At 71.7% G+C, this 23,002-nt stretch carries 23 protein-coding genes; 16 read left to right on the top strand and 7 right to left on the bottom strand.

The features are described 5' to 3' along the window. The first annotated feature begins 13 nt into the window (after positions 1-13). The 5 genes from ACHAAC_RS15130 to ACHAAC_RS15150 are packed head-to-tail and all read left to right on the top strand — an operon-like array spanning position 14 to position 6,324. The gene (locus ACHAAC_RS15130) at positions 14-2,464 is read left to right on the top strand and encodes a circularly permuted type 2 ATP-grasp protein (RefSeq protein WP_435717137.1); all 2,451 of its coding nucleotides are present in this window, start codon (positions 14-16) and stop codon (positions 2,462-2,464) included. Then, a complete protein-coding gene (locus ACHAAC_RS15135; RefSeq protein WP_435717138.1) occupies positions 2,464-3,336 on the top strand; it encodes a transglutaminase family protein in 873 nt (290 codons plus the stop codon). The genes ACHAAC_RS15130 and ACHAAC_RS15135 overlap by 1 nt, the downstream gene beginning before the upstream one ends. Before the next feature lie 43 nt (positions 3,337-3,379). Beyond that, positions 3,380-4,363, top strand: coding sequence for a zinc-binding metallopeptidase family protein (locus ACHAAC_RS15140; RefSeq protein ID WP_435717139.1), 984 nt, complete (start codon positions 3,380-3,382; stop codon positions 4,361-4,363). A 51-nt stretch (positions 4,364-4,414) separates the two neighbouring features. Continuing rightward, the gene (gene rlmN, locus ACHAAC_RS15145; protein ID WP_435717140.1) at positions 4,415-5,545 is read left to right on the top strand and encodes a 23S rRNA (adenine(2503)-C(2))-methyltransferase RlmN; all 1,131 of its coding nucleotides are present in this window, start codon (positions 4,415-4,417) and stop codon (positions 5,543-5,545) included. Continuing rightward, a complete protein-coding gene (locus tag ACHAAC_RS15150) occupies positions 5,542-6,324 on the top strand; it encodes an HAD family hydrolase (protein ID WP_435717141.1) in 783 nt (260 codons plus the stop codon). Before rlmN ends, ACHAAC_RS15150 begins: the two co-directional genes overlap by 4 nt. Here the strand turns inward: ACHAAC_RS15150 and ACHAAC_RS15155 are convergent. Beyond that, the gene (locus ACHAAC_RS15155) at positions 6,321-8,012 is read right to left on the bottom strand and encodes a TIGR03767 family metallophosphoesterase (protein ID WP_435717142.1); all 1,692 of its coding nucleotides are present in this window, start codon (positions 8,010-8,012) and stop codon (positions 6,321-6,323) included. The two genes, ACHAAC_RS15150 and ACHAAC_RS15155, sit on opposite strands and share 4 nt — an antisense overlap. A 62-nt stretch (positions 8,013-8,074) precedes the next feature. Between ACHAAC_RS15155 and ACHAAC_RS15160 the strand changes: the two genes are divergently transcribed. Together ACHAAC_RS15160 and ACHAAC_RS15165 are read left to right on the top strand one after the other, a co-directional pair. After that, positions 8,075-8,827, top strand: coding sequence for an enoyl-CoA hydratase (locus tag ACHAAC_RS15160; protein WP_435717143.1), 753 nt, complete (start codon positions 8,075-8,077; stop codon positions 8,825-8,827). After that, positions 8,827-9,291 carry an AMP-binding protein gene (locus ACHAAC_RS15165; protein WP_435717144.1) on the top strand — a complete coding sequence of 155 codons (465 nt, stop codon included), beginning with the start codon at positions 8,827-8,829 and terminating at the stop codon, positions 9,289-9,291. The genes ACHAAC_RS15160 and ACHAAC_RS15165 overlap by 1 nt, the downstream gene beginning before the upstream one ends. Positions 9,292-9,308: 17 nt before the next feature. Here the strand turns inward: ACHAAC_RS15165 and ACHAAC_RS15170 are convergent, their stop codons facing one another. From ACHAAC_RS15170 to ACHAAC_RS15180, 3 genes are read right to left on the bottom strand one after another with little or no spacing between them, the layout of a single operon-like run. Continuing rightward, positions 9,309-10,286: an SDR family NAD(P)-dependent oxidoreductase gene (locus ACHAAC_RS15170; RefSeq protein ID WP_435717145.1), complete on the bottom strand. Its 978-nt coding sequence runs from the start codon at positions 10,284-10,286 to the stop codon at positions 9,309-9,311. Positions 10,287-10,312: 26 nt separating this feature from the next. Further along, on the bottom strand, positions 10,313-10,969 hold the full coding sequence (locus ACHAAC_RS15175; RefSeq protein WP_435717146.1) for a response regulator: 657 nt from the start codon (positions 10,967-10,969) through the stop codon (positions 10,313-10,315). After that, a complete protein-coding gene (locus ACHAAC_RS15180) occupies positions 10,966-12,114 on the bottom strand; it encodes a histidine kinase (protein WP_435717147.1) in 1,149 nt (382 codons plus the stop codon). The genes ACHAAC_RS15175 and ACHAAC_RS15180 overlap by 4 nt, the downstream gene beginning before the upstream one ends. 129 nt (positions 12,115-12,243) lie before the next feature. Between ACHAAC_RS15180 and ACHAAC_RS15185 the strand changes: the two genes are divergently transcribed. The 5 genes from ACHAAC_RS15185 (at position 12,244) to ispG (ending at position 17,749) form a co-directional block, all read left to right on the top strand. Next, positions 12,244-13,155 carry an ABC transporter ATP-binding protein gene (locus tag ACHAAC_RS15185; RefSeq protein ID WP_435717148.1) on the top strand — a complete coding sequence of 304 codons (912 nt, stop codon included), beginning with the start codon at positions 12,244-12,246 and terminating at the stop codon, positions 13,153-13,155. After that, complete coding sequence (locus tag ACHAAC_RS15190) at positions 13,152-13,958, top strand: ABC transporter permease (RefSeq protein ID WP_435717149.1); 807 nt, start codon at positions 13,152-13,154, stop codon at positions 13,956-13,958. Before ACHAAC_RS15185 ends, ACHAAC_RS15190 begins: the two co-directional genes overlap by 4 nt. A 65-nt stretch (positions 13,959-14,023) precedes the next feature. Further along, on the top strand, positions 14,024-15,226 hold the full coding sequence (gene dxr, locus ACHAAC_RS15195; protein ID WP_435717150.1) for a 1-deoxy-D-xylulose-5-phosphate reductoisomerase: 1,203 nt from the start codon (positions 14,024-14,026) through the stop codon (positions 15,224-15,226). 88 nt (positions 15,227-15,314) lie between these two features. Next, complete coding sequence (locus tag ACHAAC_RS15200; RefSeq protein WP_435717151.1) at positions 15,315-16,604, top strand: M50 family metallopeptidase; 1,290 nt, start codon at positions 15,315-15,317, stop codon at positions 16,602-16,604. Further along, the gene (gene ispG / locus ACHAAC_RS15205; protein WP_435717152.1) at positions 16,601-17,749 is read left to right on the top strand and encodes a flavodoxin-dependent (E)-4-hydroxy-3-methylbut-2-enyl-diphosphate synthase; all 1,149 of its coding nucleotides are present in this window, start codon (positions 16,601-16,603) and stop codon (positions 17,747-17,749) included. Before ACHAAC_RS15200 ends, ispG begins: the two co-directional genes overlap by 4 nt. Positions 17,750-17,767: 18 nt before the next feature. Here ispG and ACHAAC_RS15210 read toward each other — a convergent pair whose 3' ends face one another. Next, a complete protein-coding gene (locus ACHAAC_RS15210) occupies positions 17,768-18,262 on the bottom strand; it encodes a universal stress protein (RefSeq protein WP_435717153.1) in 495 nt (164 codons plus the stop codon). An 87-nt stretch (positions 18,263-18,349) separates the two neighbouring features. On the opposite strand from ACHAAC_RS15210, the gene ACHAAC_RS15215 reads away from it, so the two are divergent. From ACHAAC_RS15215 to ACHAAC_RS15225, 3 genes are all read left to right on the top strand, one after another. After that, a complete protein-coding gene (locus ACHAAC_RS15215; protein WP_435717154.1) occupies positions 18,350-19,213 on the top strand; it encodes a GNAT family N-acetyltransferase in 864 nt (287 codons plus the stop codon). A 187-nt stretch (positions 19,214-19,400) separates the two neighbouring features. Then, positions 19,401-19,766 (top strand): DoxX family protein, encoded by a 366-nt coding sequence (locus tag ACHAAC_RS15220; protein WP_435717155.1) that lies wholly within the window; start codon positions 19,401-19,403, stop codon positions 19,764-19,766. A 49-nt stretch (positions 19,767-19,815) separates the two neighbouring features. Next, complete coding sequence (locus ACHAAC_RS15225; RefSeq protein ID WP_435717248.1) at positions 19,816-21,561, top strand: proline--tRNA ligase; 1,746 nt, start codon at positions 19,816-19,818, stop codon at positions 21,559-21,561. Positions 21,562-21,563: 2 nt separating this feature from the next. Here ACHAAC_RS15225 and ACHAAC_RS15230 read toward each other — a convergent pair whose 3' ends face one another. Both ACHAAC_RS15230 and ACHAAC_RS15235 read right to left on the bottom strand, forming a co-directional pair. Then, the gene (locus ACHAAC_RS15230) at positions 21,564-21,983 is read right to left on the bottom strand and encodes a DUF4439 domain-containing protein (protein ID WP_435717156.1); all 420 of its coding nucleotides are present in this window, start codon (positions 21,981-21,983) and stop codon (positions 21,564-21,566) included. Beyond that, positions 21,980-22,459 (bottom strand): hypothetical protein, encoded by a 480-nt coding sequence (locus ACHAAC_RS15235; protein ID WP_435717157.1) that lies wholly within the window; start codon positions 22,457-22,459, stop codon positions 21,980-21,982. The genes ACHAAC_RS15230 and ACHAAC_RS15235 overlap by 4 nt, the downstream gene beginning before the upstream one ends. 75 nt (positions 22,460-22,534) lie before the next feature. On the opposite strand from ACHAAC_RS15235, the gene rimP reads away from it, so the two are divergent. Then, the gene (gene rimP / locus ACHAAC_RS15240) at positions 22,535-23,002 is read left to right on the top strand and encodes a ribosome maturation factor RimP (protein ID WP_435717158.1); all 468 of its coding nucleotides are present in this window, start codon (positions 22,535-22,537) and stop codon (positions 23,000-23,002) included.

The raw sequence follows: 23,002 nt of genomic DNA on the forward strand, positions 1-23,002 counted from the left end.
CCAAGGTGTCCCCGTGACGACCCTGCAGGACTACACGTCCCGGATCGCACAACCGACCCTTGCGGACGCCGAGGGACCCTTCGACGAGGTCGTCGCGGCTGACGGCAGCCTGCGTCCCGCGTGGCGCTCGTCGGCCAACGCCCTCGGGCTGGGCGGCGTCGAGCTGAGACGCGCGCGCAGCGACATCGAGCGACTGCTGGTGGACGACGGCGTCGTGGCTGCCCGGGCTGCCGGGGCGGCCACGCCCTGGCACCTGGACCCCGTCCCGCTCGTGCTGGACTCTGCGGAGTGGAGCCGGCTGGACGTCGGCCTGGCCCAGCGCACGGAGCTGATGAACGCCGTCCTCGTGGACCTGCAGGGACCAGCTCGGCTGCTGCGGGAGGGTGTCGTCCCGGCTGCCGTGGTGCTCGGCCATCGAGGCTTCGTGCGTGCCCTCGCGCGCCCTTCCGTCGCCGACGAGCGGCCGTTGATGCTCGGGGCGGCCGACCTCGGACGGACCGAGTCGGGGGAGTGGCAGGTCCTGGCCGACCGCACGGACGCACCGTCGGGCATCGGGTACGCGATGGAGAACCGTCGGGTCGTGGCCCGTGTGCTCCCGGCGGCGTACCGCGACGCCGGGGTGCACGCGATGGCGCCCTACCTGCAGATGCTGCGGACGGCCCTGATGGAGTCCGCACCAGCGGGGGGCGACGACCCGAGGGTCGTCGTGCTGACCGAGGGTTCCTCGTCCCCGTCGGCCTACGACGAGGCCTTCCTCGCCTCGAACCTGGGCTTCCCGCTCGTCCAAGGGAGCGACCTGGTGGTCGCCGGCGGCCTGGTCCGGCTCCGGGTGCACGACCGGCTGGAGCGCGTTGACGTCATCCTGCGCCGGATCGGCGGGACGGCGAGCGACCCTCTCGAGCTGCGTGGCGACTCGCGCCACGGGGTCCCGGGGCTGGTCGAGGCGGTGCGTCGAGGCACGGTCCGCGTCGTGAACGGACTCGGCTCGGGCGTGCTGGAGAACCCCGGGCTCCTGCCCTTCCTCGCGCAGGCCTGTGAGCTGCTGCTCGACGAGCCCCTGCGGCTCCCGTCGGTCCAGACCACCTGGCTGAGCGATCCGGACGCGCTGCAGCGTGCGGGTGAGCGCGGCGACGAGGTGGTCCTGCGCAGCATCGACGGCAGCGTCGACCTGGCCACGCTGGACCCGGGTCGCCGGTGGGACGTGGTCTCGCGACGCCCGGAGGGGTTCGTGGCGCAAGAGCGGCCCGTGCTCTCGCAGGCGCCCCACCTGGAGAGCCACGGACTGTGGCCCCGGCCCGTTCGACTGCGCACCTTCACGACGCACCATGGCGGCGCCTACCGGCCCCTGGTGGGTGGATTGGCATCGGTACGCCTCGACGACGGGAGGCGGGCCAGCAAGGACGTGTGGGTGCTCAAGGCAGACCCGGGAGACGGCGACCAGGGCCTCGTGGAGCTCTCCGCGCCGGCGATCACCGGGGCCGCGTCCGCAGCGGTGCCGCGCATCCTGCAGACGATGTTCGCGCTGGGACGGCACGCCGAGCGGGCCGAGGGTCTGGTCCGTCTGACGCTCGCCGTGCAGGGACTCATCGGCGACGACCGTGCCGGGCCGCAGAGCCCCGGCGGTCGTGCCCTCCTGGTGGCCCGCGGGGCGATGGAGGAGGCAGTCCCCGGTGGGGAGGCGGCCGGCATCGAGGAGGAGCTGCGCTCGGTGCTCGTCGATGCGTCGCGACCGGGCTCGGTGGCCCACGTCGTCGCCGGCCTGCGCGGCGCCGCGCAAGGAGTCCGCGACCAGCTCTCGGCCGACGTCTGGCGTGCCCTCGGGGTGATCGACCGGGCCGCGCTCCTGCTGGACGGCGAGGAGGAGATCGCCACCACCGAAGGCGCGGAGCGGACGCTCACCGGCCTGCTGGCCCTGCACGGCGTCACCGACAACATGGTCCGCGACCACGGTTGGCACAGCCTGCAGGCGGGCCGCGCGACGGAGCGCGTCCTGCAGGTGTGCCAGCTGCTGCGGTCCACGGTCAGCAGGAGCCATGGTGACGACGTCGACCGGCACGTTCACCAGATGGTCCTGCTCGCTGCCGAGAGCGCGGTCACCCACCGACGGCGGTACCGGGGCTCGGTACGCCTGTCCAGCCTGCTCGACCTGCTCGTCTCCGACGGAGAGAACCCGCGCTCGGTGGCCTTCAACCTCGCTGCCGTGGACTCACACCTCGCGGCGATGCCCCGATCGACGGGCTCGACCCGGCCCGAGCGACTGCTGGCGGACCTGCTCCTGGAGATCGAGCGGGCCGACGCGGAGGCGTTGTCGATGCAGGAGGACGATGGTGGACGCCCACACCTGGTCAGGCACCTGGATCTGGTGATCGGGCAGGTGGACCGGCTCGTCGAGGCCGCCCGTGAGCTGCACCTGAGCAGCGGCCCGGCGATCCGGGCCTTCGGGCTGTCGGGGGTGGGGCGCTGATGAGGTACGACGTCCGCCACCGCACCACCTACACCTACGACGCCGCGGTCTCCGAGAGCCACGGCCTGGCCCACGTCGTCCCCAGGGAGCTGCCGTGGCAACGGGTCGAGCGCTGGTCGGTGATGGTCCGGCCGGAGCCGAGCGACGTCGCCCACGACGTCGATCACGAGGGCAACATCACCACCTGGTTCCAGGTCGACCAGCCGCACCTCGAGCTCACCGTCGACGCCCGCAGCACCGTGGAGGTCGAACGTCCCGTCCACGACGACGCGGCGCTGTCTGTGGCGTGGGAGCAGGCCAGGCCGGCTGCTCGTCCGGACGTGGAGGAGGCCTGGCGTGCGCAGGGCCACGTGCTGGCGTCACCGGCTGTCGCCCTGTCCGAGGGAGCCCACGCCTACGTCGCCTCGTCGCTCGAGCCCGGGCGGCCCCTGGGCGAGGTGGTGCACGAGGTCTCCCACCGCATCCACCAGGACTTCGCCTACCGTCCCGGCGCCACCAGCGTGTCGTCGTCGGTCGATGACGTCCTGGCCGCTCGGGCGGGCGTCTGCCAGGACTTCGCGCACCTGATGCTGTCCGGTCTGCGGTCCCACGGCCTGGCCGCGCGCTACGTCAGCGGCTACCTCCTCACGCAGCCGCCGCCGGGACGCGAACGGCTCGTGGGGGCCGACGCCTCGCACGCCTGGCTGGCGGTGTGGGTGCCCGACGACGGCTGGCTCGCGATCGATCCGACGAACGACCAGCTCGTCGACGATCACTACGTGACCGTGGCGTGGGGGCGCGACTACAAGGACGTCCCGCCCGTCAAGGGTGTGATCGTCACCGAGGCCGAGAGCTCGACGCTGTCGGTCGGTGTCGACGTCGTCCCGCTCTGAGGCTGGGCGTGCGACGGTTGCGGCGGGCTGTGAGACTGCACCGGTGAAGGCCTTCTCCTGCCGTGTGTGCGACCAGCAGCTCTACGTCGAGAACTCGCGCTGCGTGTCCTGCGGCACCCAGCTCGGCTACTCCCGTGCCGAGCACGACATCGTCCCCCTCGGCCCCGATGGAACCTACGTCGACGCCGGGGGCGTCACCTGGCACCGGTGTGTCAACGTCCTGTTGTCGGCCTGCACCTGGCTCGCGCCGCGCGAGGGCGGCCAGTGCTTCAGCTGTGACCTCACCCGGACCCGGCCCGCCGATGCCGACCTGCTCGGCCTCTCGTTGTTCCCTGGCGCGGAGGCGGCCAAGCGTCGGCTCGTCATGGAGCTCGACGCGCGTCGTGTCCCGATCACGCCGCGCTGGGAGGACAGGGAGACCGGCCTGTGCTTCGACCTGCTCTCCAGCGTCCACGAGAACGTCGTGATCGGTCACGAGAACGGCGTCATCACGATCGACCTCGCCGAGGAGGACCAGGCGCACCGGGCCAAGGTCCAGGTGCAGCTCGACGAGCCCTACCGCACGATGCTGGGCCACTTCCGCCACGAGGTCGGTCACTACGCGGAGCTGATGATGGTGACGGGCGAGCGCATCGAGCAGGCGCGTGAGCTCTTCGGCGACGAGACCGTCAGCTACTCAGGCGAGATCGATCGGCACTACGCGCAGGGACCTCCCGACGGCTGGGAGAACTCCTACATCAGCACCTACGCCACGATGCACCCCTTCGAGGACTTCGCCGAGACGTTCGCGCACTGGATGCACATCTCCGAGACGATCGACACCGCTCGGGCCCAGGGGCTGCTCACGGTGGACCCCGACGCCTTCGGCAGCTTTCGCGACCTCGTGAGGGGGGTCTGGGTGCCGCTGTCGACGGCGCTCAACCAGATCAACCGGGCGATGGGCGCAGACGACCTGTACCCGTTCGTGATCCCCGACCCGGTGCTGGACAAGCTGGAGTTCGTCGCCTCCCTCCCGCCCCGGCCCTGACCGTGCTTGCAGGATGCGGGGGTTCGTGGCGGTGTCTGGGAGACTGGCGGGATGACTGAGGACGCCCGCACGACCCTGCCGCTGGTCTTCGAGCAGCCACGCGGGCGCAAGAAGCCCCCGCGCCACCTCGCCGACCTCTCGGCCGAGGAGCGTGCCGAGGTCGCCACGGCGCTCGGCCAGCCGGCCTACCGGGTCAAGCAGGTCGCCCACCACTACTTCGCGCGCCTCGAGCGCGACCCCGCCAACATGACGGACCTGCCCACGGCCACTCGTGACGCCATCGCCGCCGAGCTGCTGCCCACCCTGCTGGACGAGGTGCGCACGCAGCAGGCCGACCGCGGTACCACCCGCAAGACGCTGTGGCGGCTCTTCGACGGTGCCCTCGTGGAGTCGGTGCTGATGCGCTACTCCGAGCGGGCCACGGTGTGCGTGTCGAGCCAGGCCGGCTGCGGCATGGCCTGCCCCTTCTGCGCCACCGGCCAGGGGGGCCTGCAACGCAACATGAGCACCGGCGAGATCGTCGACCAGGTCGTCGATGCCGCCGCCGCGATGGCGAACGGTCAGGTGGCCGGCGGCCCGGGCCGGCTCTCGAACGTCGTGTTCATGGGCATGGGCGAGCCGCTGGCCAACTACCGCTCCGTCGTCAACGCGGTGCGACGCATGACCTCGCCGGCACCGGACGGCCTCGGCATGTCGGCGCGCAACATCACGGTCAGCACGGTGGGCCTCGCCCCGCGCATGCGTCAGCTGGCCGACGAGGGCGTGCCCGTCACGCTGGCCCTCTCGCTCCATGCGCCCGACGACGAGCTGCGCGACGAGCTGGTGCCCATCAACACGCGCTTCAGCGTCGAGGACGCCGTCTCGGCCGCCCGCTACTTCTTCGACGTCACCGGACGGCGGGTGTCCATCGAGTACGCGATGATGCGCGACGTCAACGACCAGGCGTGGCGAGCCGACCTGCTCGCCGACGTCCTCATCGAGCACGGCGGACGCGGCTGGGTGCACGTCAACCTGATCCCGCTCAACGAGGTGCCGGGCTCGCGGTTCACCCGCTCGCGCGACGACGACACCGACGAGTTCGTGCGGCGCCTCGAGGCCAAGGGCATCAGCACCACCATCCGCGACACGCGAGGTGACGAGATCGACGCCGCCTGCGGCCAGCTGGCGGCCACTGACGCATGAGGCGTCCGGCGCTGCTCGCCACGGACCTCGACGGCACCTTGCTGCGCAGCGACGGCTCGCTCTCGACGCGCACCCGCGCCGCGATCGCCGCCGCGGACGAGGCCGGTCTGGACGTCGTCTTCGTCACGGCGCGCCCGCCGCGCTGGCTGCACGACCTGGCCGACGCCGTGGGCGGTCATGGCGTCGCCCTGTGCGGCAACGGGGCGTTCGTCTACGACGTGGCCCGGCGTCACGTCGTCGAGGCACGGCCGTTCGCTGCCGCCGCCCTGCACGAGATCACCGCCGACCTGCGAGCGGCCATACCCTCGATCGCCTTCGCGGTGGAGTGCGCCGACGGAGAGCGGCGCGAGGAGCACTTCGTCGACCGGTACGAGGACGAGTACGCCACTGGCGAGCTGTACGGCGCGGCTGCCGGCAAGCTCCTGGCGCGGGCAGCGGACCTGGACCACGACGCCTTCCTGGAGCGGGTCACCGAGGTCGTGGCCGGCCGGGCCGAGCTGGGGTTCTCCGGTGCCGTCGGTCTGGCCGAGCTCACCGCGGCGGGTGTCACCAAGGCCTCCGGCCTGGCCGCCTGGTGCGAGGAGCGGGGGATCGGTGCCGAGGAGGTCTGGGCGTGCGGTGACATGCCCAACGACCTGCCCATGCTCGAGTGGGCCGGACGTTCGCTCGCCGTCGCCAACGCCCACACGACGGTCCTCGCCGCTGCCGACGAGGTGATCGCCTCCAACGACGACGACGGAGTGGCCGCGGTCCTGGAGCAGGTGACGGCCCCGGTCTAGAGGGGGTTGGGCAGGAGCAGCTCGGTGTTGCGGTCCGCGGTGGTGCCGCTGTAGGTGGCACCGGACTGTGGGTCGTTGGCGGCGAGCTCGCGGGCGAGCGAGGCCAGGGCGGCCGGTGTGCCGGTCGAGCCGCCGTGCGACGCCGGTGCGGCATGGTCGACCATCGTGGTGAAGATCGAGATCGTGCCGTCGCGGTTGTCCGCCAGCTCGATGAGCCTCGCCTGCTGCGGGAAGTCGATGTGAGAGGCCGAGTTGATCTCCCAGAAGCCGCTCGCGCCGTCGGCCGAGCGGTGTGGCGTGATCGCGTTCTTGTGCGTGTGGCCGTTGACCCACGCCACGACCTGGGGGTGGGCGAGCAGGAGCTCGACGACGTCCGGCCCCAGGACGCGAGGGTCCAGGTCCAGGCCGGTGGCGACGAGCGGGTTCGACATCGTGCCGGACGTGTGGTGGCTGAACACCATGACGTACCTGTCGCTCGAGCGCTCGAGGACGTCCTCGAGCCACCCGAACTGGGTGGCGTCCAACGAGCCGTCCGCGTAGCCGTTGGGGTTCACGCTGTCCATCACGACACAGCGCACCGGCCCGGAGTCGAAGGTGTAGTAGGCAGTGCCGCGCGTGCGGTTCTCCGCCGTGAACCCGTGGCCCAGAGGAGCGCCGACGGAGCGGAAGTGCTCCTCGACGACCTGCTTGCGCGACAGGCTGCGGCGGTCCCGGTCCGTGGTGACCAGCCGGCCCGCGAGCAACGTCGCCGAGGCCAGGAGCAGCGTCGGGTCGGCCGCTCGCAGCGTGGCGAGGACGTCGGCCTGGGAGAGCCCAGGCGGCAGGGTGGTGGCCTTGAGCGGTCCGGTCCCCAGGAACCCCAGGGCCAGCGTCTGGGGGAAGTTGCCCTGCACGAGACCGTCGTGGTTGCCGAACACCGAGTACCACGGGACGTCCAGGCCCTGGGGGGTGAACGGTCGACGTGCGGCGTCGAGCAGCCCCTCGACCCGCGGGAAGCCGAACCGGCTGCGGTAGGTGTCGTTGCCGGTGCCCTCGGGGTGCCAGTAGTGGCTGTCGCGGGTCCGGTTGTCATGCACGCCCTCCCAGCGGCTCCGGCTGCCGGAGTCCGGCCGGACCTCACGGCCGTCGAGGACGTCGATGTTCCAGCGCACCTCGTTGTACTGGCAGTTGTCGGAGTTGTCGCCGGTCTGGATCGCGAAGGCTAGGGGCGCCCCCGTGACCGGGCCATGGCGCACCTGGTTCACCGCCTGCACCATCGCGTCGCTGATCTGCGCGGAGAGCATCTCCTGGGGTCGATAGCTCGATGTCAGCAGGCCCCCCAGCGTGGGGTCGGCGGGGTCGTACTGGTCCTCGAGCCGGTCCAGGAACTCCACGCGCAGGGGCGACTGGGCGTCGATGATGTGGATGTCGGTGAGGTGCGTGAAGCCCATCAGCGCCTGTCGGGTGGTCGTGCGGGCGGCGTCGGCCACCCCGCCGAGGTCGGCTCGCACCACGTGCGGCTCACCGGCGGCCGTGACGATCGGCCGGTAGCCCAAGGACCCCGGCGCCCCGCGCACCAGGCGAGTGGTGAGGGTCGTCCCGGCGGCCGACGTGGGGGAGGCGAGGCTGACGGACGGGACGAGGCCGAGGGCGGTGGCACCGCCGACGGCCGCTCCGGTCTGCAGCAGGGCGCGGCGAGAGAGCGGCATGCCTCTCCAACGAGGATGGGTGACCTGGGTCACGCAGTCGATCGGCCCGATAGGTTGGGCGGATGCTCGACGTGAGGCGCGACGGCGCGGTGGCCCTGCTGGAGCTCCGGCGTGAGGAGCGCCGCAACGCGTTGGACCTGGAGCTCTGCCGGGAGATCCACGCAGCCGTCGATGGCGTCGTCGAGGACGGTGCTCGGGCGGTCGTCGTCACCGGCCAGGGCTCGGCCTTCTGCTCCGGCGCCGACCTCGGTGGCGTCTACGCGACCGTGGGGGCACCTCCCGCGAGCTCTGCGAGTGGGGGATTCCTCGAGGCGCTCTACGGGATGCTGCACCACCTCACCCGGGTGCCGGTGCCGGTCGTCGCCGCCGTCAACGGCCCCGCCATCGGCGCCGGGACGCAGCTGGCCATCGCCTGCGACCTCCGGGTGGCCGACGAGACCGCCCGGTTCGGCGTCCCGACGGCCCGGAACGGCATGGCCGTCGACGCCTGGACGATCCGGACGCTGGGAAAGCTCGCCGGGGCCGGTCCTGCCCGTCGGATGATGCTGGCCGCGCAGATGCTGGGCCGCGAGGAGGCGTTGGCCTGCGGTCTCGCCGATCGTCCGGGGTCTCTCGACGACGCGCTGGCCTGGGCGCACGAGATCGCCGAGCTCGCCCCGTTGACCCTGGCCCACAACAAGCTGGTGCTCAACGGCTCGCGCGAGGACGATGAGGCCATCGCCGCGAGCTTCGAGGCGGTCTGGGCGAGTGAGGACGTGCGCGAGGGAGCGGCAGCCCGCGCCGAGAAGCGTGCGCCCGTGTTCAAGGGCCGCTGATGCCGTCCCTGGGCTTCGCGATGCTGGATCAGCACGTCGTCGCAGGACGCGCCGACGCACCGGCCGTCGACGTCGGCGGTGCCACGATGACGTTCGCACGACTCCTGGAGCGCACCGCCGCGGTGGCCGGTGGCCTGCAGGTGCTCGGCCTCGCTGTCGGGGGACGCGTCGCCGTCGACCTGCCGCCGAGCCCGGATCTCGTCACCGTCGTCTGCGCCTGCCTGCGGCTGGGGGCGGTCCCTGGTGGCAGCGGGCCCCTGGGAGTGATCGTCGTGGACGGCGTCGTCACCGTCACGATCGAGGGCCAGGAGCCGCTCGACCTCGCCACCCTGCGACGCGCCGGTGGCTCCGACCCGGCGGGCGCCCTGGCCGATGACGAGCCCGGCTTCCGTGCCGCGGCGCAGGAGCGCCACGGTCAGGTGGTGGTCCCCCTGCTGGCCGGACGTCCCGTCACCTTCGACTGAGCCTCACGACCCACCCGTCACGACCCGGTGCGCACCGCCGCGTCGCAGGCGGCCCAGGCGCGCCGGCGGGCGTCCCGATCCTCGCCTCGGCCCGGTAGGTAGGCGGTGGGTCGGGGCCGGCGATCACACCAGAAGAGACCGGTGCGCCGGCCCGGTCCCGGTGCTGCGACGAGCCACACGATCGTGTCGGCACCCTCGGCCGGGGTGCGCAGGACGGGTCCGATCAGTCGCGCGAAGCGCGGCAGGGAGTCGGTGATGCCGGGGGTGTCGGCCCAGCCGGGGTGCATGCTGTGCACCGCGACACCCGCCGAGGTGAGCTCGGCTGCGAGCTCCTCGGCCAGGACGACCTGCAGCCGCTTGGTCCGGGCGTAGGCCCGCACGCCGTCGTAGCTGCCCTGTCGGTACTGCAGGTCGTCGGCGATCTTCGCATCGAGGGGAGCGGTGTACATGCCGCCGGAGGACACCACGACGACTCGGGCGTCGTCCGAGCGCTCCAGCAGCGGTGCCAGCTCTCGGGTCAGGAGCAGCGGACCGAGGACGTGCGTGGCCAGTGTCGCCTCGTGCCCCTGGGCGGACTCGGTCCGCTCCGCAGGCATCACCCCGGCCCCGTGGACGAGCCCGTCGAGCGTCTCGTGGGCACCGCGCAGACGCTCGGCGTAGGCGCGGACCGCGGCCAGGTCCGAGACGTCGCAGACGTCCTCCTGCACGGCGGCACCCGGGACGGCAGCGCGCAGACGGCCCGCGGCGTCTCGGAGCCGTTCCGCGGTGCGACCGACGAGGTGGACCGTTGCGCCGAGGCGCACCAGCTCCAGGGCCGCGGCCTCACCGAGCCCTCCGCTCGCACCGGTGACGACCACGCGACGGCCCACGAGGGCATCCTCGGGCGGGTCGGCCGGCCACCAGCGCTGGCGCAGCCGGATGCCGACGGCGGAGTACCCCGGCAGCACGGCCTTGTCGAGGACGGTGTCGAGGACGTCGAGTGCGGGGGAGGTCATGCCACCACGGTAGGTCGCATCGGTGCTCAGAGCAGGCCGGCCTCGTGCATGCAGATCGCGACCTGGACCCGGTTGGTCGTCCCGAGCTTGGTGAACAGGTGGGAGATGTGTGCCTTGACCGTGGCGAGGCTGAGGTGCAGGGCGGCCGCGATCTCGGCGTTGGACGCACCACGCCCGATGGCCAGGGCGACCTCACGCTCACGGTCGGTGAGGGTCGTGACGAGCGCGCTCGCACGCTGCGCCCGGGGGTCGTCGACGTCCGAGGCGTCGGTGACCTGCTCGATGAGTCGCCGGGTGATCTCCGGCGACAGCGCCGGCTCCCCGGCCACCACGGTGCGGATCGAGGCCACGATCTGCTGGGGCGCGGTGTCCTTCAGCAGGAAGCCGTGGGCTCCGGCCGCCAGGGCCCGGACGACGTACTCGTCGGCGTCGAAGGTCGTCAGCACGATGATCTTGACGTCCACGTCCATGTCGACGATCGCGCGCGTGGCCTCGATGCCGTCCATGACGGGCATGCGCAGGTCCATGAGGACGAGGTCCACGCCCCCTGCGAGCACGCCGTCGAGCGCAGCGCGCCCGTCCCCGACCTCTCCGACGACCTCGATGTCGGTCTCGCCGCCGAGCATGAGCCCCAGCCCGGCGCGCACGAGCGCGTCGTCGTCACAGATCAGGACGCGTGTCATGGCAGCCACGGTAGCCAGACCCGCAGGACGAAGGACTCGCCGGCGTCGACCTGGTGGTGCAGGCGCCCGCCGGCCAGCTCGGCTCGCTCGCGCAGTCCCACCAGCCCCAGGCCGGACGCCGGCGCACCGAGCGAGGCGCCGATGGGGAGGGGATTGCGGACCTCCGCGACGAGGGCATCGCCGGCGGAGCCGGACAGGCGCACCGAGACCAAGGTGTCGGGGGCGTGCTTGCGGGCGTTGGTGAGTCCCTCCTGGACGACGCGGTAGACGGTCCTCCCGACCCCGGGCGGCACCTCGTCCAGGTCGATCTCGATCGAGACCTGCAGGTGCATGCCACTGTCCTCGGCCTCCGAGACCAAGCAGGTCAGGTCCGACGCGTCCGGCTGGGGAAGCTCGGGCCGGGCGTCACCGGCGTCCTCGCGCAGCACGCCGAGCACCTCGCGCAGCTCGGTCAGCGCCTCGTGGGCGTTGTCGCGGATGACGCCGGCGGTCTCCTGCACCTGCTCCGACGAGAGGTCCTTGCGGTACGTCAGGGCCCCTGCGTGCATCGTGACCAGCGAGATGCGGTGCGCCAGCACGTCATGCATCTCCCGGGCGATGCGCGAGCGCTCGGTCGTCCGCGCCTGGGCCACTCGGGAGGCCTGCTCCGTCTCGGCCGTCAGGGCGCGCTCGCGCAGCGTGGTCAGGAGCTCCCGGCGCGACCCGACGTACATGCCCCAACCGACGGTCACGCCGATGACGGCCGCCAGCGTCGTCACGATGATGACCTCGGGCTCGTCCGTCTGACCGGCCCGCAGGAGAGCCAGACCGCACACGAAGCCCAGGACGGCCATCGGCAGGATCTCGCGCCAGCGGCGCCGGGTGGCGAGGGAGAACAGCACGAGCGTGGCCGGACCCCCCGCCGAGCCGGAGACGGCGGTGAGCATGGTGACGACCGTCGTGACCGCGATCGGGTGGCTGCGGCGCCACCACATGAGGACGAAGCCGGTGAGGCCGAGAACCAGGTCGAGCCAGAACCACCACCGGTGCTCCGACCACTGCCAGACCACCAGCTCGGACCAGGCGATGGCCGCGATGACGAGCGTCAGGAGGTAGCGCCACGTGGTCCCCCACGGGGTCAATGGCGGTGGCGCGGTGGGAGGCACGCCGTCAGCGTAGGGGGAGGGTCGCCACCCTGTCCTCGCCCGAAGGACGCTGGAAGATCATTCTTTCGGCTGACGAAACACCGACGCCGGGTGGATGTGCAACCGGCCCACCTGCGGCAGGCTGGAGCCATGATCCAGGTCGAACACCTTTCCAAGTCGTACGGCGGCTTCCGCGCCGTCGACGACGTCACCTTCACCTGCCGACCGGGAACGGTCACCGGCTTCCTCGGACCCAACGGCGCGGGCAAGTCCACGACGATGCGCGTCATCGCCGGACTGACCATCGCGTCGTCCGGGACCGCCACCATCGGCGGGGTCGACTACCGCGACGTCCCCAACCCCGGCACCCAGGTCGGCGTCCTGCTCGACGCCTCCGCCCAGCACGCCGGCCGCACCGGTCGGGAGATCCTGACCATCGGCCAGAAGACGATGGGTCTGCCGGCCTCACGCGTGGAGGACATGCTCAATCTCGTCAGCCTCTCGGACAAGGAGTCCAGGCGACGGGTGCGCAACTACTCGCTCGGCATGCGCCAGCGCCTGGGCATCGCCCACGCGCTGCTCGGCGACCCCAAGATCCTCGTCCTCGACGAGCCGGCCAACGGTCTCGACCCGGCCGGCATCCACTGGATGCGAAGCCTGCTGCGCGAGTACGCCAACCGCGGCGGCACCGTGCTGCTGTCCTCGCACCTGCTGCACGAGATCCAGATCATCGCCGACGAGATCATCGTCATCGGCAACGGCAAGATCGTCGCGCAGGGCACCAAGGAGGAGCTGCTCACCTCCGCGGGCACCTTCGTCCGGGCCGCTGACCCGTCGGCCCTGGCCCACAGCCTCACGGCCGCCGGCATCACGGCGACGCCCTCGGGTGAGGGACTCGCCACCGAGGCGACGCCGGAACAGGTCGGACGAGCAGCAGCTGCGGCGGGGGTCGCCCTCGTCGAGCTCCGCGCGGCCGACGGTGCAGGCCTGGAGGAGATGTTCCTCAACCTCACCTCAACCACCCAACGCGACGCCCTGACCCCGGAAGGAGGCGTGGCATGAGCGCCACCGCCACTCCACACACCACCATCGACACCGACCGTCCCGGCGTGCCGATGACGCGACTGATCGCCGTCGAGACCCGCAAGTCCTTCGACACGCGCGCAGGTCGCTGGTTCAGCTTCTCCATCCTCGGCCTGTGCGCCCTGGTGATGCTGGTCGTCGCCTTCCTCGTCCCTGCGGGAAACGGGGCCCAGGACTTCGAGTTCTTCGTCTCGGCCATGGGCGGCACCCTGGGCTACTTCCTGCCGATCATCGCCATCATGCTCGTCACGTCGGAGTGGGGACAGCGCACCGGCCTGGTCACGTTCACCCTGGAGCCCCGGCGCTCACGCGTCGTGGTGGCCAAGCTCGTGGCCAGCCTGATCATCACCATCGGGGTGATGATCCTGGCGCTCGCCCTCGGTGCTCTCGGGACGATCCTGGCCGGGTCCGTGCGCGGGGCCGACGTCTCCTGGTCCCTCGACGGGAAGATGATGTTCACGTTCTTCGTGACCAACGTGATCGTGGTCCTCATCGGTTTCGCCTTCGCGATGCTGCTGATGAACACCGCGGCGGCGATCGTGGCGTACTTCGTCTACTCGCTCGTGCTGCCGATCGTCGTGGGCATCGTCGGCTCGCTCGTGGACTGGTTCGGCGACCTCGCGCCCTGGATCGAGTTCAACACGGCGCAGACGCCACTGTTCACCGGTGACTTCAGCCCGACGGGTGAGGAGTGGGGCCAGATCGCCACGAGCGGCTTCCTCTGGCTCGTGCTGCCGCTCGCCTTCGGCATCTGGCGACTGCTCCGCTCCGAGGTGAAGTAGCACCCCACAGGCTCGGGGTCAGTGGGCGGGACACTCATCCGACCCCGATGAGAGAGGATGGCGGCATGCGAAAGCGTGTCGCCATCCTCGGTTCAACGGGGTCCATCGGTACCCAGGCTCTCGACGTCGTGGCGGCCAACCCCGACCGGTTCGAGGTGACGGCGCTGGCCGCCGGCGGCTCGGACCCCGGGACCCTCGCCCAGCAGGCCATCGACCACGCCGTGCCGCTCGTCGCGGTGGCACGGGCGACGGCTGCGCAGGACGTGCAGCTGGCGCTGTACGCCCAGGCCCAGCGCCGGGGCTGGTCCGAGGGAGACCATCGGATCCCGCGGCTCGTCGCCGGCCCGGACGCCGCCTGCGAGGCGGCCCGCGCGCCGAGTGACGTCGTGCTCAACGGGATGACCGGCGCCGTCGGTCTCCGACCGACGCTGGCGGCCCTGGGGACGGGCGCGACCCTGGCCCTGGCCAACAAGGAGTCGCTCATCATGGGCGGGTCGCTGGTCACCGACGCGGCCGCGCCCGGTCAGCTGGTCCCGGTCGACTCCGAGCACTCGGCGATCGCCCAGGCACTGCGTGGGGAGCGCAGCGAGGACGTCGCCAGGCTCGTGGTGACGGCCAGCGGCGGACCGTTCCGCGGCCGTACCCGCGCCGAGCTCGTCGACGTCACGCCCGAGCAGGCGATGGCGCACCCGACCTGGGCCATGGGGCCCGTCATCACGATCAACTCCTCCACGCTGGTCAACAAGGGCCTGGAGGTCATCGAGGCTCACCTGCTGTTCGAGATCGGCTTCGACCGCATCGAGGTGGTGGTCCACCCCACGTCCGTCGTGCACTCCATGGTCGAGCTCGTGGACGGCTCCACGATGGTGCAGGCCTCGCCGCCTGACATGCGGCTGCCGATCGCCCTCGGGCTGGCCTGGCCCGAGCGCGTCCCGGGCGCCTGCCCACCCTGTGACTGGTCCGCCCCGACGGCCTGGGAGTTCTCCCCGCTCGACGACGAGGCGTTCCCGGCCATCCGGCTCGCGCGGCAGGCGGGGGAGTTCGGGCTCACCGCCCCGGCGGTCTTCAACGCCGCCAACGAGGTCTGTGTCGAGGCCTTCGTCGACGGCGACTTGGACTTCCTCGGCATAGTCGACGTCGTGGGTGACGTCCTCGCCGAGCACGTGGCGGACGCAGACGTCGCCCGCACCCAGATGTCGCTGGAGGCCGTCCTGGCCGCCGACGACCGCGCCCGTGGGCGCGCCCGAGACCTCGTGGAGCAGCGATGACAGCAGTGAGCGAGCGCCAGCGAGAGAGCCATCAGGGACTCACGGCGCCGCGTCCGTATCTTTGCTCCTCCTCGACGGAGGTGGCGCCGTGATCTACACCCTCGGTGTCGTCGTCTTCGTGCTCGGCGTGATTCTCTCGATCGCCCTGCACGAGGTCGGTCACCTCTACCCGGCCAAGAAGTTCGGCGTGAAGGTGACGCAGTACTTCGTGGGGTTCGGCAACACCCTGTGGTCCACCCGCCGAGGTGAGACCGAGTACGGGCTCAAGGCGATACCCCTCGGCGGGTACGTCAAGCTCGTCGGGATGCTGCCGCCGGCCAAGGAGCAGGACCCGGCCGTCGTGCGTGACACCAACACGGGCCTGTTCACCCAGCTCGTGGCCGACGCCCGGCACGCCGAGTACGAGACGGTGACCGAGCAGGACCGCGACCGGCTCTTCTACAAGCTCCCGTGGTGGAAGAAGGTCATCGTGATGGCGGGCGGGCCCATGGTCAACGTCGCCATCGCGGTGGTGCTGTTCGCCGTCGTGCTCATGGGCTTCGGCATGCTGCAGCCGACCACCACCGTCGCGGCGGTCTCCGACTGTGCCATCACCGACGCCGAGGTGGGCCGGACATGCACCGACGAGGACCCCGTCACCCCGGCCCGGCTCGCGGGGCTCCAGCCGGGCGACGACATCGTCGGGTTCAACGGCGAGACCATCGCCTCCTGGGAGCAGCTCACCACGCTCATCCGCGCCAACAGCGACCAGGAGGCCACGATCGTCGTCGAGCGCGACGGCGCGACCATCACCGAGCAGGTGCCCACGACCGTCATCCCGCGGGCGTCGCTGGAGGACCCCGAGCGCACCGAGGAGGTCGGCTTCCTCGGTGTCGAGCCGGTCCAGGAGCAGGTGCGACAGGGCCCCCTCGTGGTCGGTGAGGTCATGTGGGGCCAGGTGAAGGCCACGACCGAGGCGATCATCCGCCTGCCCGTGCGCATGGTCGACGTCACGCAGGCCGCCTTCGGCGCGGAACGTCCGAACGACGGCCCGATCAGCGTGGTCGGCGCGAGCCGTGTCGCGGGAGAGCTCGTGACCATCGACGAGCCGTCCTGGTCCGAGCGCGCACAGCGGCTGCTCACCCTGCTCGCCTCGTTGAACCTGTTCCTCGCCCTGTTCAACTTCGTGCCGCTGCTCCCGCTGGACGGGGGGCACATCGCCGGTGCGATCTGGGAGGGGATCAAGCGTGGCTGGGCCCGGCTGCGCGGACTGCCGGACCCCGGACACGTCGACGTGGCGAGGATGCTGCCCGTCGCCTATGCGGTGGGTGGCATCCTGATCGTCATGAGCGTCATCCTGATCTACGTCGACATCGTGAACCCGGTGAGCCTGTCATGAGCATCTCCCTGGGCATGCCGGAGGCGCCCCCGCCGGTGCTGGCGCCGCGCAAGAAGACTCGCAAGATCAAGGTCGGCACCGTCGACGTCGGTGGCGACGCGCCCGTCTCGGTGCAGTCGATGACCACGACGCTCACCTCGGACGTCAACGCCACGTTGCAGCAGATCGCCGAGCTGACCGCCGCAGGCTGCGACATCGTGCGAGTGGCCTGCCCGAGCACGGACGACGCCGACGCGCTGCCCGACATCGCGCGCAAGAGCCAGATCCCGGTCATTGCCGACATCCACTTCCAGCCCAAGTACGTCTTCGCGGCCATCGACGCCGGGTGCGCCGCCGTGCGCGTGAACCCCGGCAACATCCGCAAGTTCGACGACCAGGTCGGCGCGATCGCCAAGGCCGCCAAGGACGCCGGCGTCTCGGTCCGCATCGGGGTCAACGCCGGGTCGCTGGACAAGCGCCTCCTGGAGAAGTACGGGAAGGCCACTCCCGAAGCACTCGTGGAGTCCGCGGTCTGGGAGGCCTCGCTGTTCGAGGAGCACGACTTCCACGACTTCAAGATCTCGGTGAAGCACAACGACCCCGTGATCATGGTCAAGGCCTACGAGATGCTCTCCGAGCGCGGCGACTGGCCCCTGCACCTCGGCGTCACCGAGGCCGGCCCGGCCTTCCAGGGCACCATCAAGAGCGCGACGGCGTTCGGTGCGCTGCTCAGCCAAGGCATCGGCGACACGATCCGCGTCTCGCTCTCGGCGCCGCCGGTGGAGGAGATCAAGGTCGGCCAGCAGATCCTGGAGTCGCTCAACCTGCGCCCACGCAAGCTGGAGATCGTCTCCTGCCCCTCCTGCGGTCGGGCCCAGGTCGACGTCTACTCGCTCGCCGATGAGGTCACGGCCGGTCTCGACGGGCTGGAGGTGCCGCTGCGCGTGGCCGTCATGGGGTGCATCGTCAACGGCCCGGGTGAGGCGCGCGAGGCCGACCTCGGCGTTGCCAGCGGCAACGGCAAGGGTCAGATCTTCGTCAAGGGCGAGGTCATCAAGACCGTGCCGGAGAGCAAGATCGTGGAGACGCTCATCGAGGAGGCCATGCGCATCGCCGAGGGCATGGAGCCCGTCGACGGCGGATCCGCGAGCGTCAGCGTCTCCTGACGGCGGGCCCCGGCCGGGTCACTCGCCGAGGCCGGCGTCCAGCTCGATGCTGCGCTCGGTCTCGGCAGGGTCGCCCGTGCCGCGGACGATGACCACCGGGCAGGAGGCGTGCCGGGACACCTGCTCGGCCACCGAGCCGAGGACGAGCCCGCGGAAGCCGCCGCGGCCACGCGGCCCCACCACCACGAGGGCGGCGTCGGCGGAGAGCTCCAGCAGGGCGTTGGCGGGCGCGGAGTGGGGCGCCTCGAAGGAGACGGTGACGTCCTCGAAGTCGGCGCGCTGCTTGGCTGTGTCCTGCTCGAGCCTGAGGCGGACCGCCTCCGCGAAGTCGGCGAAGGGTGGCACGTAGCCGCGCGCGGCGGTGGCCGGACGTGGGGCCGTGGTCATCGACCAGCCGCGCACCACGGTGACGTCGAGCGAGGCCCTCCGGGCCCACTCCAGCGCCCAGCTCAGGGCCGACTCGGAGAACGGGGAGCCGTCGTGTCCCACGACGATGCGCTGCGGTGAGGTCATGTCCTGATCGTACGGCCGGGACGGTGGCACGCGCGGTGGACCCGACTCGGGACTACGCTGGTCGACGACGACCACCGGGAGGCTCGCGTGTCACACACCGCGCCGCAGAGCCGGGCCCTGACGACCCGTGTGCGGGCACTGGGCCCAGGCGACGTCCCCGCGCTGAACGCGCTGCTGGACCGTGACCCGGACGTCAACGTCTTCGTGCGGCACCGGGTGGACCAGACCGGCCTGCAGGAGAGCATCCTCGGGGGACGGGTCTGGGGGTACCACGAGGGCAGCGAGCTCGTCTCCGCCTGCCACGCCGGCGCCAACGTCGTGCCGGTGGCGGCCACCCCGGCAGCGATCGAGAGCTTCGTCGACCAGCTCCTGCTCGATCACCACCGGGCCGCCTCGGTCGTCGGACCCCGAGAGCAGGTCGCCGACCTGTGGGCTCTGCTCGAGCCCGCGTGGGGGCCGGCCCGCTCGTCTCGACCCGTGCAGCCTTTCCTGCGCCTGCAGCAGGATCCTGCCGTGGCGGGTGATGCAAGGGTCCGTCGGCTCGCGATCGATGAGCTCGAGCTGCTCTACCCGGCCTCGGTGGCCATGTTCCGCGAGGAGGTGGGTGTCGATCCGGAGGCCCACGGATCGTTCAACTACCGTGCGCGGGTCGCCCAGCTGCTCAGCCTGGGGTGGGCCTTCGCGATCGTCCAGGACGACACCGTCGTCTTCAAGGCGGAGGTCGGGGCCGCGACGACCCGGGCCTGCCAGATCCAAGGTGTCTGGGTGCACCCGGAGCTTCGGGGGACCGGGCTCTCGGCCGCCGCCCTGGCGTCGGTCGTCGAGCAGGTGCGCGCCAGCATCGCTCCCTCGGTGACCCTCTACGTCAACGACCACAACCACGCCGCCCGGGCCCTCTACGCCCGCGTCGGCTTCGAGCAGGTGACGACCTTCTCCTCCTACCTGCTCTGACCCCCACACCCTGACCCTGTCCTGATCCACGTGAGCGGTGACCTGCTCGTCCTACCCGCCCGTCGGTGGGGACGGCGGTGACTCAGTGGTCGAATCGGGAGCCATGAGACGAGCCAGTCACCGATGACGGGTGGATGGCACGAGGAGGTCACCGGCCCCCACCCGGGGGCTGCTCTACCCTCGAGCCATGGATCGTGACGTGAAGGCCCTGGCGGTGCTGCTCGCGGCCGCGGGAGTCGCCCACGCCGCCAAGCCCGCGGTCTTCGAGGCCATGGTGCCCCGGCCGCTGCCGCGGAAGCGAGAGCTGGTCTACGCCTCCGGCGCGGCGGAGGTGGCGTGCGCCGCGATGCTGGCGCACCCGAGCACACGGCGCTGGGGCGGCTACGCCTCCACCGTCCTGCTGGCCGGTGTCTTCCCGGCCAACGTGCAGATGACCGTTTCGGCGATGCGGAGCTCCCGGGCGCCCGGGTGGTACCGGGCCGGGACCATTGCTCGCCTGCCGCTGCAGCTCCCGCTGGTCCGCACGGCGCTCAAGGCTGCCCGCGCGGCCTGAGACTGCCGCAGCGTGACGCGGGGGAGGTCGATAGCCTCACGCCATGCGCATGTCCCGACTGTTCCTTCGAACCCTGCGAGACGACCCCGCCGATGCGGAGGTCCCCAGCCACCGGCTGCTGGTGCGGGCCGGCTACGTGCGCCGCGCCGCGCCGGGCGTCTACTCCTGGCTGCCGCTCGGGCTGAGGGTGCTCGAGCGGGTCGAGGCCATCGTCCGCGAGGAGATGGACGCGATGGGGGCCCAGGAGGTGCGCTTCCCGGCGCTGCTGCCGCGTGAGCCCTACGAGGCCACGAACCGATGGACGGAGTACGGGCCCAACCTGTTCCGTCTGAAGGATCGGCGCGGCACCGACATGCTGCTCGGACCGACCCACGAGGAGATGTTCACGCTGCTGGTCAAGGACCTGTACTCCTCGTACAAGGACCTGCCGCTGAGCCTGTACCAGATCCAGACCAAGTACCGCGACGAGGCGCGGCCCCGGGCCGGCATCCTGCGCGGGCGCGAGTTCATCATGAAGGACTCCTACTCCTTCGACGTCACCGACGAGGGCCTGGCGGCCAGCTACCAGGCTCACCGTGAGGCCTACGTCCGCATCTTCGACCGGCTCGGGTTCGAGTACGCCGTCGTGCACGCCGACTCCGGAGCGATGGGCGGCTCCGCGAGCGAGGAGTTCCTGGCCGTCGCCGAGACCGGTGAGGACACCTTCGTGCGCTCGCCGGGCGGGTACGCGGCCAACGTGGAGGCGGTCACCACGGTGGTGCCGGAGCCGATCGATGCCGCCGACGTGCCCGCAGCCCACGCGGAGCAGACTCCGGACACCCCGACCATCGACACGCTCGTCGCGCACCTCCAGGAGGCCTTCCCGCGCGAGGACCGACCCTGGACGGCGGGGGACACCCTCAAGAACGTGCTCGTGGTCCTGCGCCACCCCGACGGCACGCGCGAGCCGCTGGCGATCGGTGTGCCCGGGGACCGCGGCGTCGACGCCAAGCGCCTGGAGACCCAGGTCTCGCCGGCCGAGGTGGAGCCCTTCGAGGAGACCGACTTCCGGGCCCACCCCGCGCTGGTCAAGGGCTACATCGGTCCGGCCGCGCTCGGCAGCGAGAGCGCGAGCGGCATCCGCTACCTCCTGGACCCGCGGGTCGTGGACGGCACGCGCTGGGTCACCGGTGCGAACGTCGAGGGCTCGCACGTCATCGACCTCGTGGCGGGCCGCGACTTCACCGCCGACGGCACCATCGAGGCCGCCGAGGTGCGGGCGGGAGACCCGGCCCCCGACGGCTCGGGCCCGCTGGAGCTGGCCCGCGGCATCGAGATGGGCCACATCTTCCAGCTCGGCCGCAAGTACGCCGAGGCCCTGGGACTGCAGGTGCTGGACGAGAACGGCAAGCTCGTGACGGTCACGATGGGCTCCTACGGCGTGGGCGTGTCCCGGGCTGTCGCGGCGATCGTCGAGGGCTTCCACGACGAGCTGGGGATCGTCTGGCCCCGCGAGGTGGCACCGTTCGACGTCCACCTCGTCGTGGCCGGCAAGGACCCCGACCTGCTCGCCTCCGCCGAGGGACTCGTGTCCGACATCGAGGCTGCCGGCATCACCGTCCTGCACGACGACCGTCCCAAGGTGTCGCCGGGCGTCAAGTTCAAGGACGCCGAGTTGCTCGGCATGCCGACCATCGTCGTGGTGGGGCGGGGGCTCGCCGACGGCGTGGTGGAGGTCAAGGACCGCGCCACCGGGACGCGCCGCGACGTCGCCATCGAGGCGCTCGTCGACGACCTGCGCGGCGTCTGCCGCTGAGCTCAGTCCAGGCCCGGGAAGGCCTGGGGCTCCGCGCCCCAGTCCATCGCCGCGAGGCTGGCGGTGCGCAGCGTGCCGAGCGCGGAGCGTCGGCCCCGCGTCGTGGCCTCGCGCAGCCCCGCGAGGCTCGCCGCCGCGATCCGCAGCTCGAGGTCGGCGACGGCCCGCACCGCCTCGGTGCGGTCGGCCGGCGGCGTGCCGTAGGCCGCCCGGGCGCCCACCGGCGCGGCCGACAACCGGTCGATCGTCCGCAGCAGCCGGTCACGGGCGGTGCGGTGCTCGGCGAAGGCGGCCTCGGCACGCTCGCGCAGCGGCTCGACACGACCTCCGACGGTCCCCAGGAGCCACACCGCCTCGTGCTCCAGGGCCAGGCGTGCCTGCAAGGTGTCCACGAGTGCCGCGTCCTGCTCCTCGCGGCTCATGCCAGCTCCTCGAGGCGACGCGCCAGCTGGGCCCGACCCGCCGACAGGGAGGCGAGGACGGTCATCAGCGCGGGGGAGCGTGCAGCGAGCGCATCGCGCCGGCTCCGCTGCTCCGCGTCGTCCACGAGGGTCGCGACGGCCGCCGTGGCCGCGCTGCGCTCGTCCTGCGCCTCGGCGACGGTCGGCAGGTCCGCACCGCCGAGTCCCTCGAGCTGTTCCGCGGCGACGTCCCTCAGTGCCTGCAGGTCGGGGTCCTCGTAGGCCACCAGCAAGGCGTCCAGGCTCGCCACGACCTCGGCCTGCTCGCCCGCGGCGGACGTCAGCAGCGCGGTGTCGCCGGTGTCGGGAATCGGCCGAGGGCGAGCCCCGAGGGCTCGCAGGACGTCGTCGTCCACTCCCAGCGCATGTGCTCCCGCCGCGCCCGCGACGACGGTGGCGGCAGCGGCTCCGCCCAGCGCTGCGCGTCGGCTGATCACACCGGAAGAGTAGTGGAGGAGGGTTCGATAGGGTGGTCCGCGGGTGGCCACAACAGAACACGGGAGGCACGGGACATGTCCGAGGGACTCGAACGAACGGTCCGAGCAGCGGCGGAGGAACCGATCGGGATGCTGGGCCTGGACCTGGAGACGGTCGACGTCTCCCGCAGCGGCTCCAAGCGCCTGGTCCGTGTCGCCGTGGACGCCGACGGTGGCGTCGGCGTGGACGACATCGCCAAGGCATCACGGGCGATCTCGGCGGCTCTCGACGCCGACGCCGCGATGGGCGAGCAGCCCTACACGCTGGAGGTCACCTCCCGAGGCCTGGACCGCCCGCTCACCGAGCCGCGCCACTGGCGTCGCGCGGCCGGCCGCCTGGTGAGCGTCACGCTGGCCGACGGCAGCTCCGTGAAGGGCCGCGTGGTCGGCAGCGACGCTGATGGTGTCGACCTCACGGTCGGCACCGAGCCGCGTCGCATCCCGCTGACGGACGTCGCGAACGCCGTCGTCAATCCCGAGCTCAAACCGACCAAGGACGCCTGA

Source organism: Aeromicrobium sp. CF4.19 (genome assembly GCF_051262555.1).
Lineage (GTDB): Bacteria > Actinomycetota > Actinomycetes > Propionibacteriales > Nocardioidaceae > Aeromicrobium.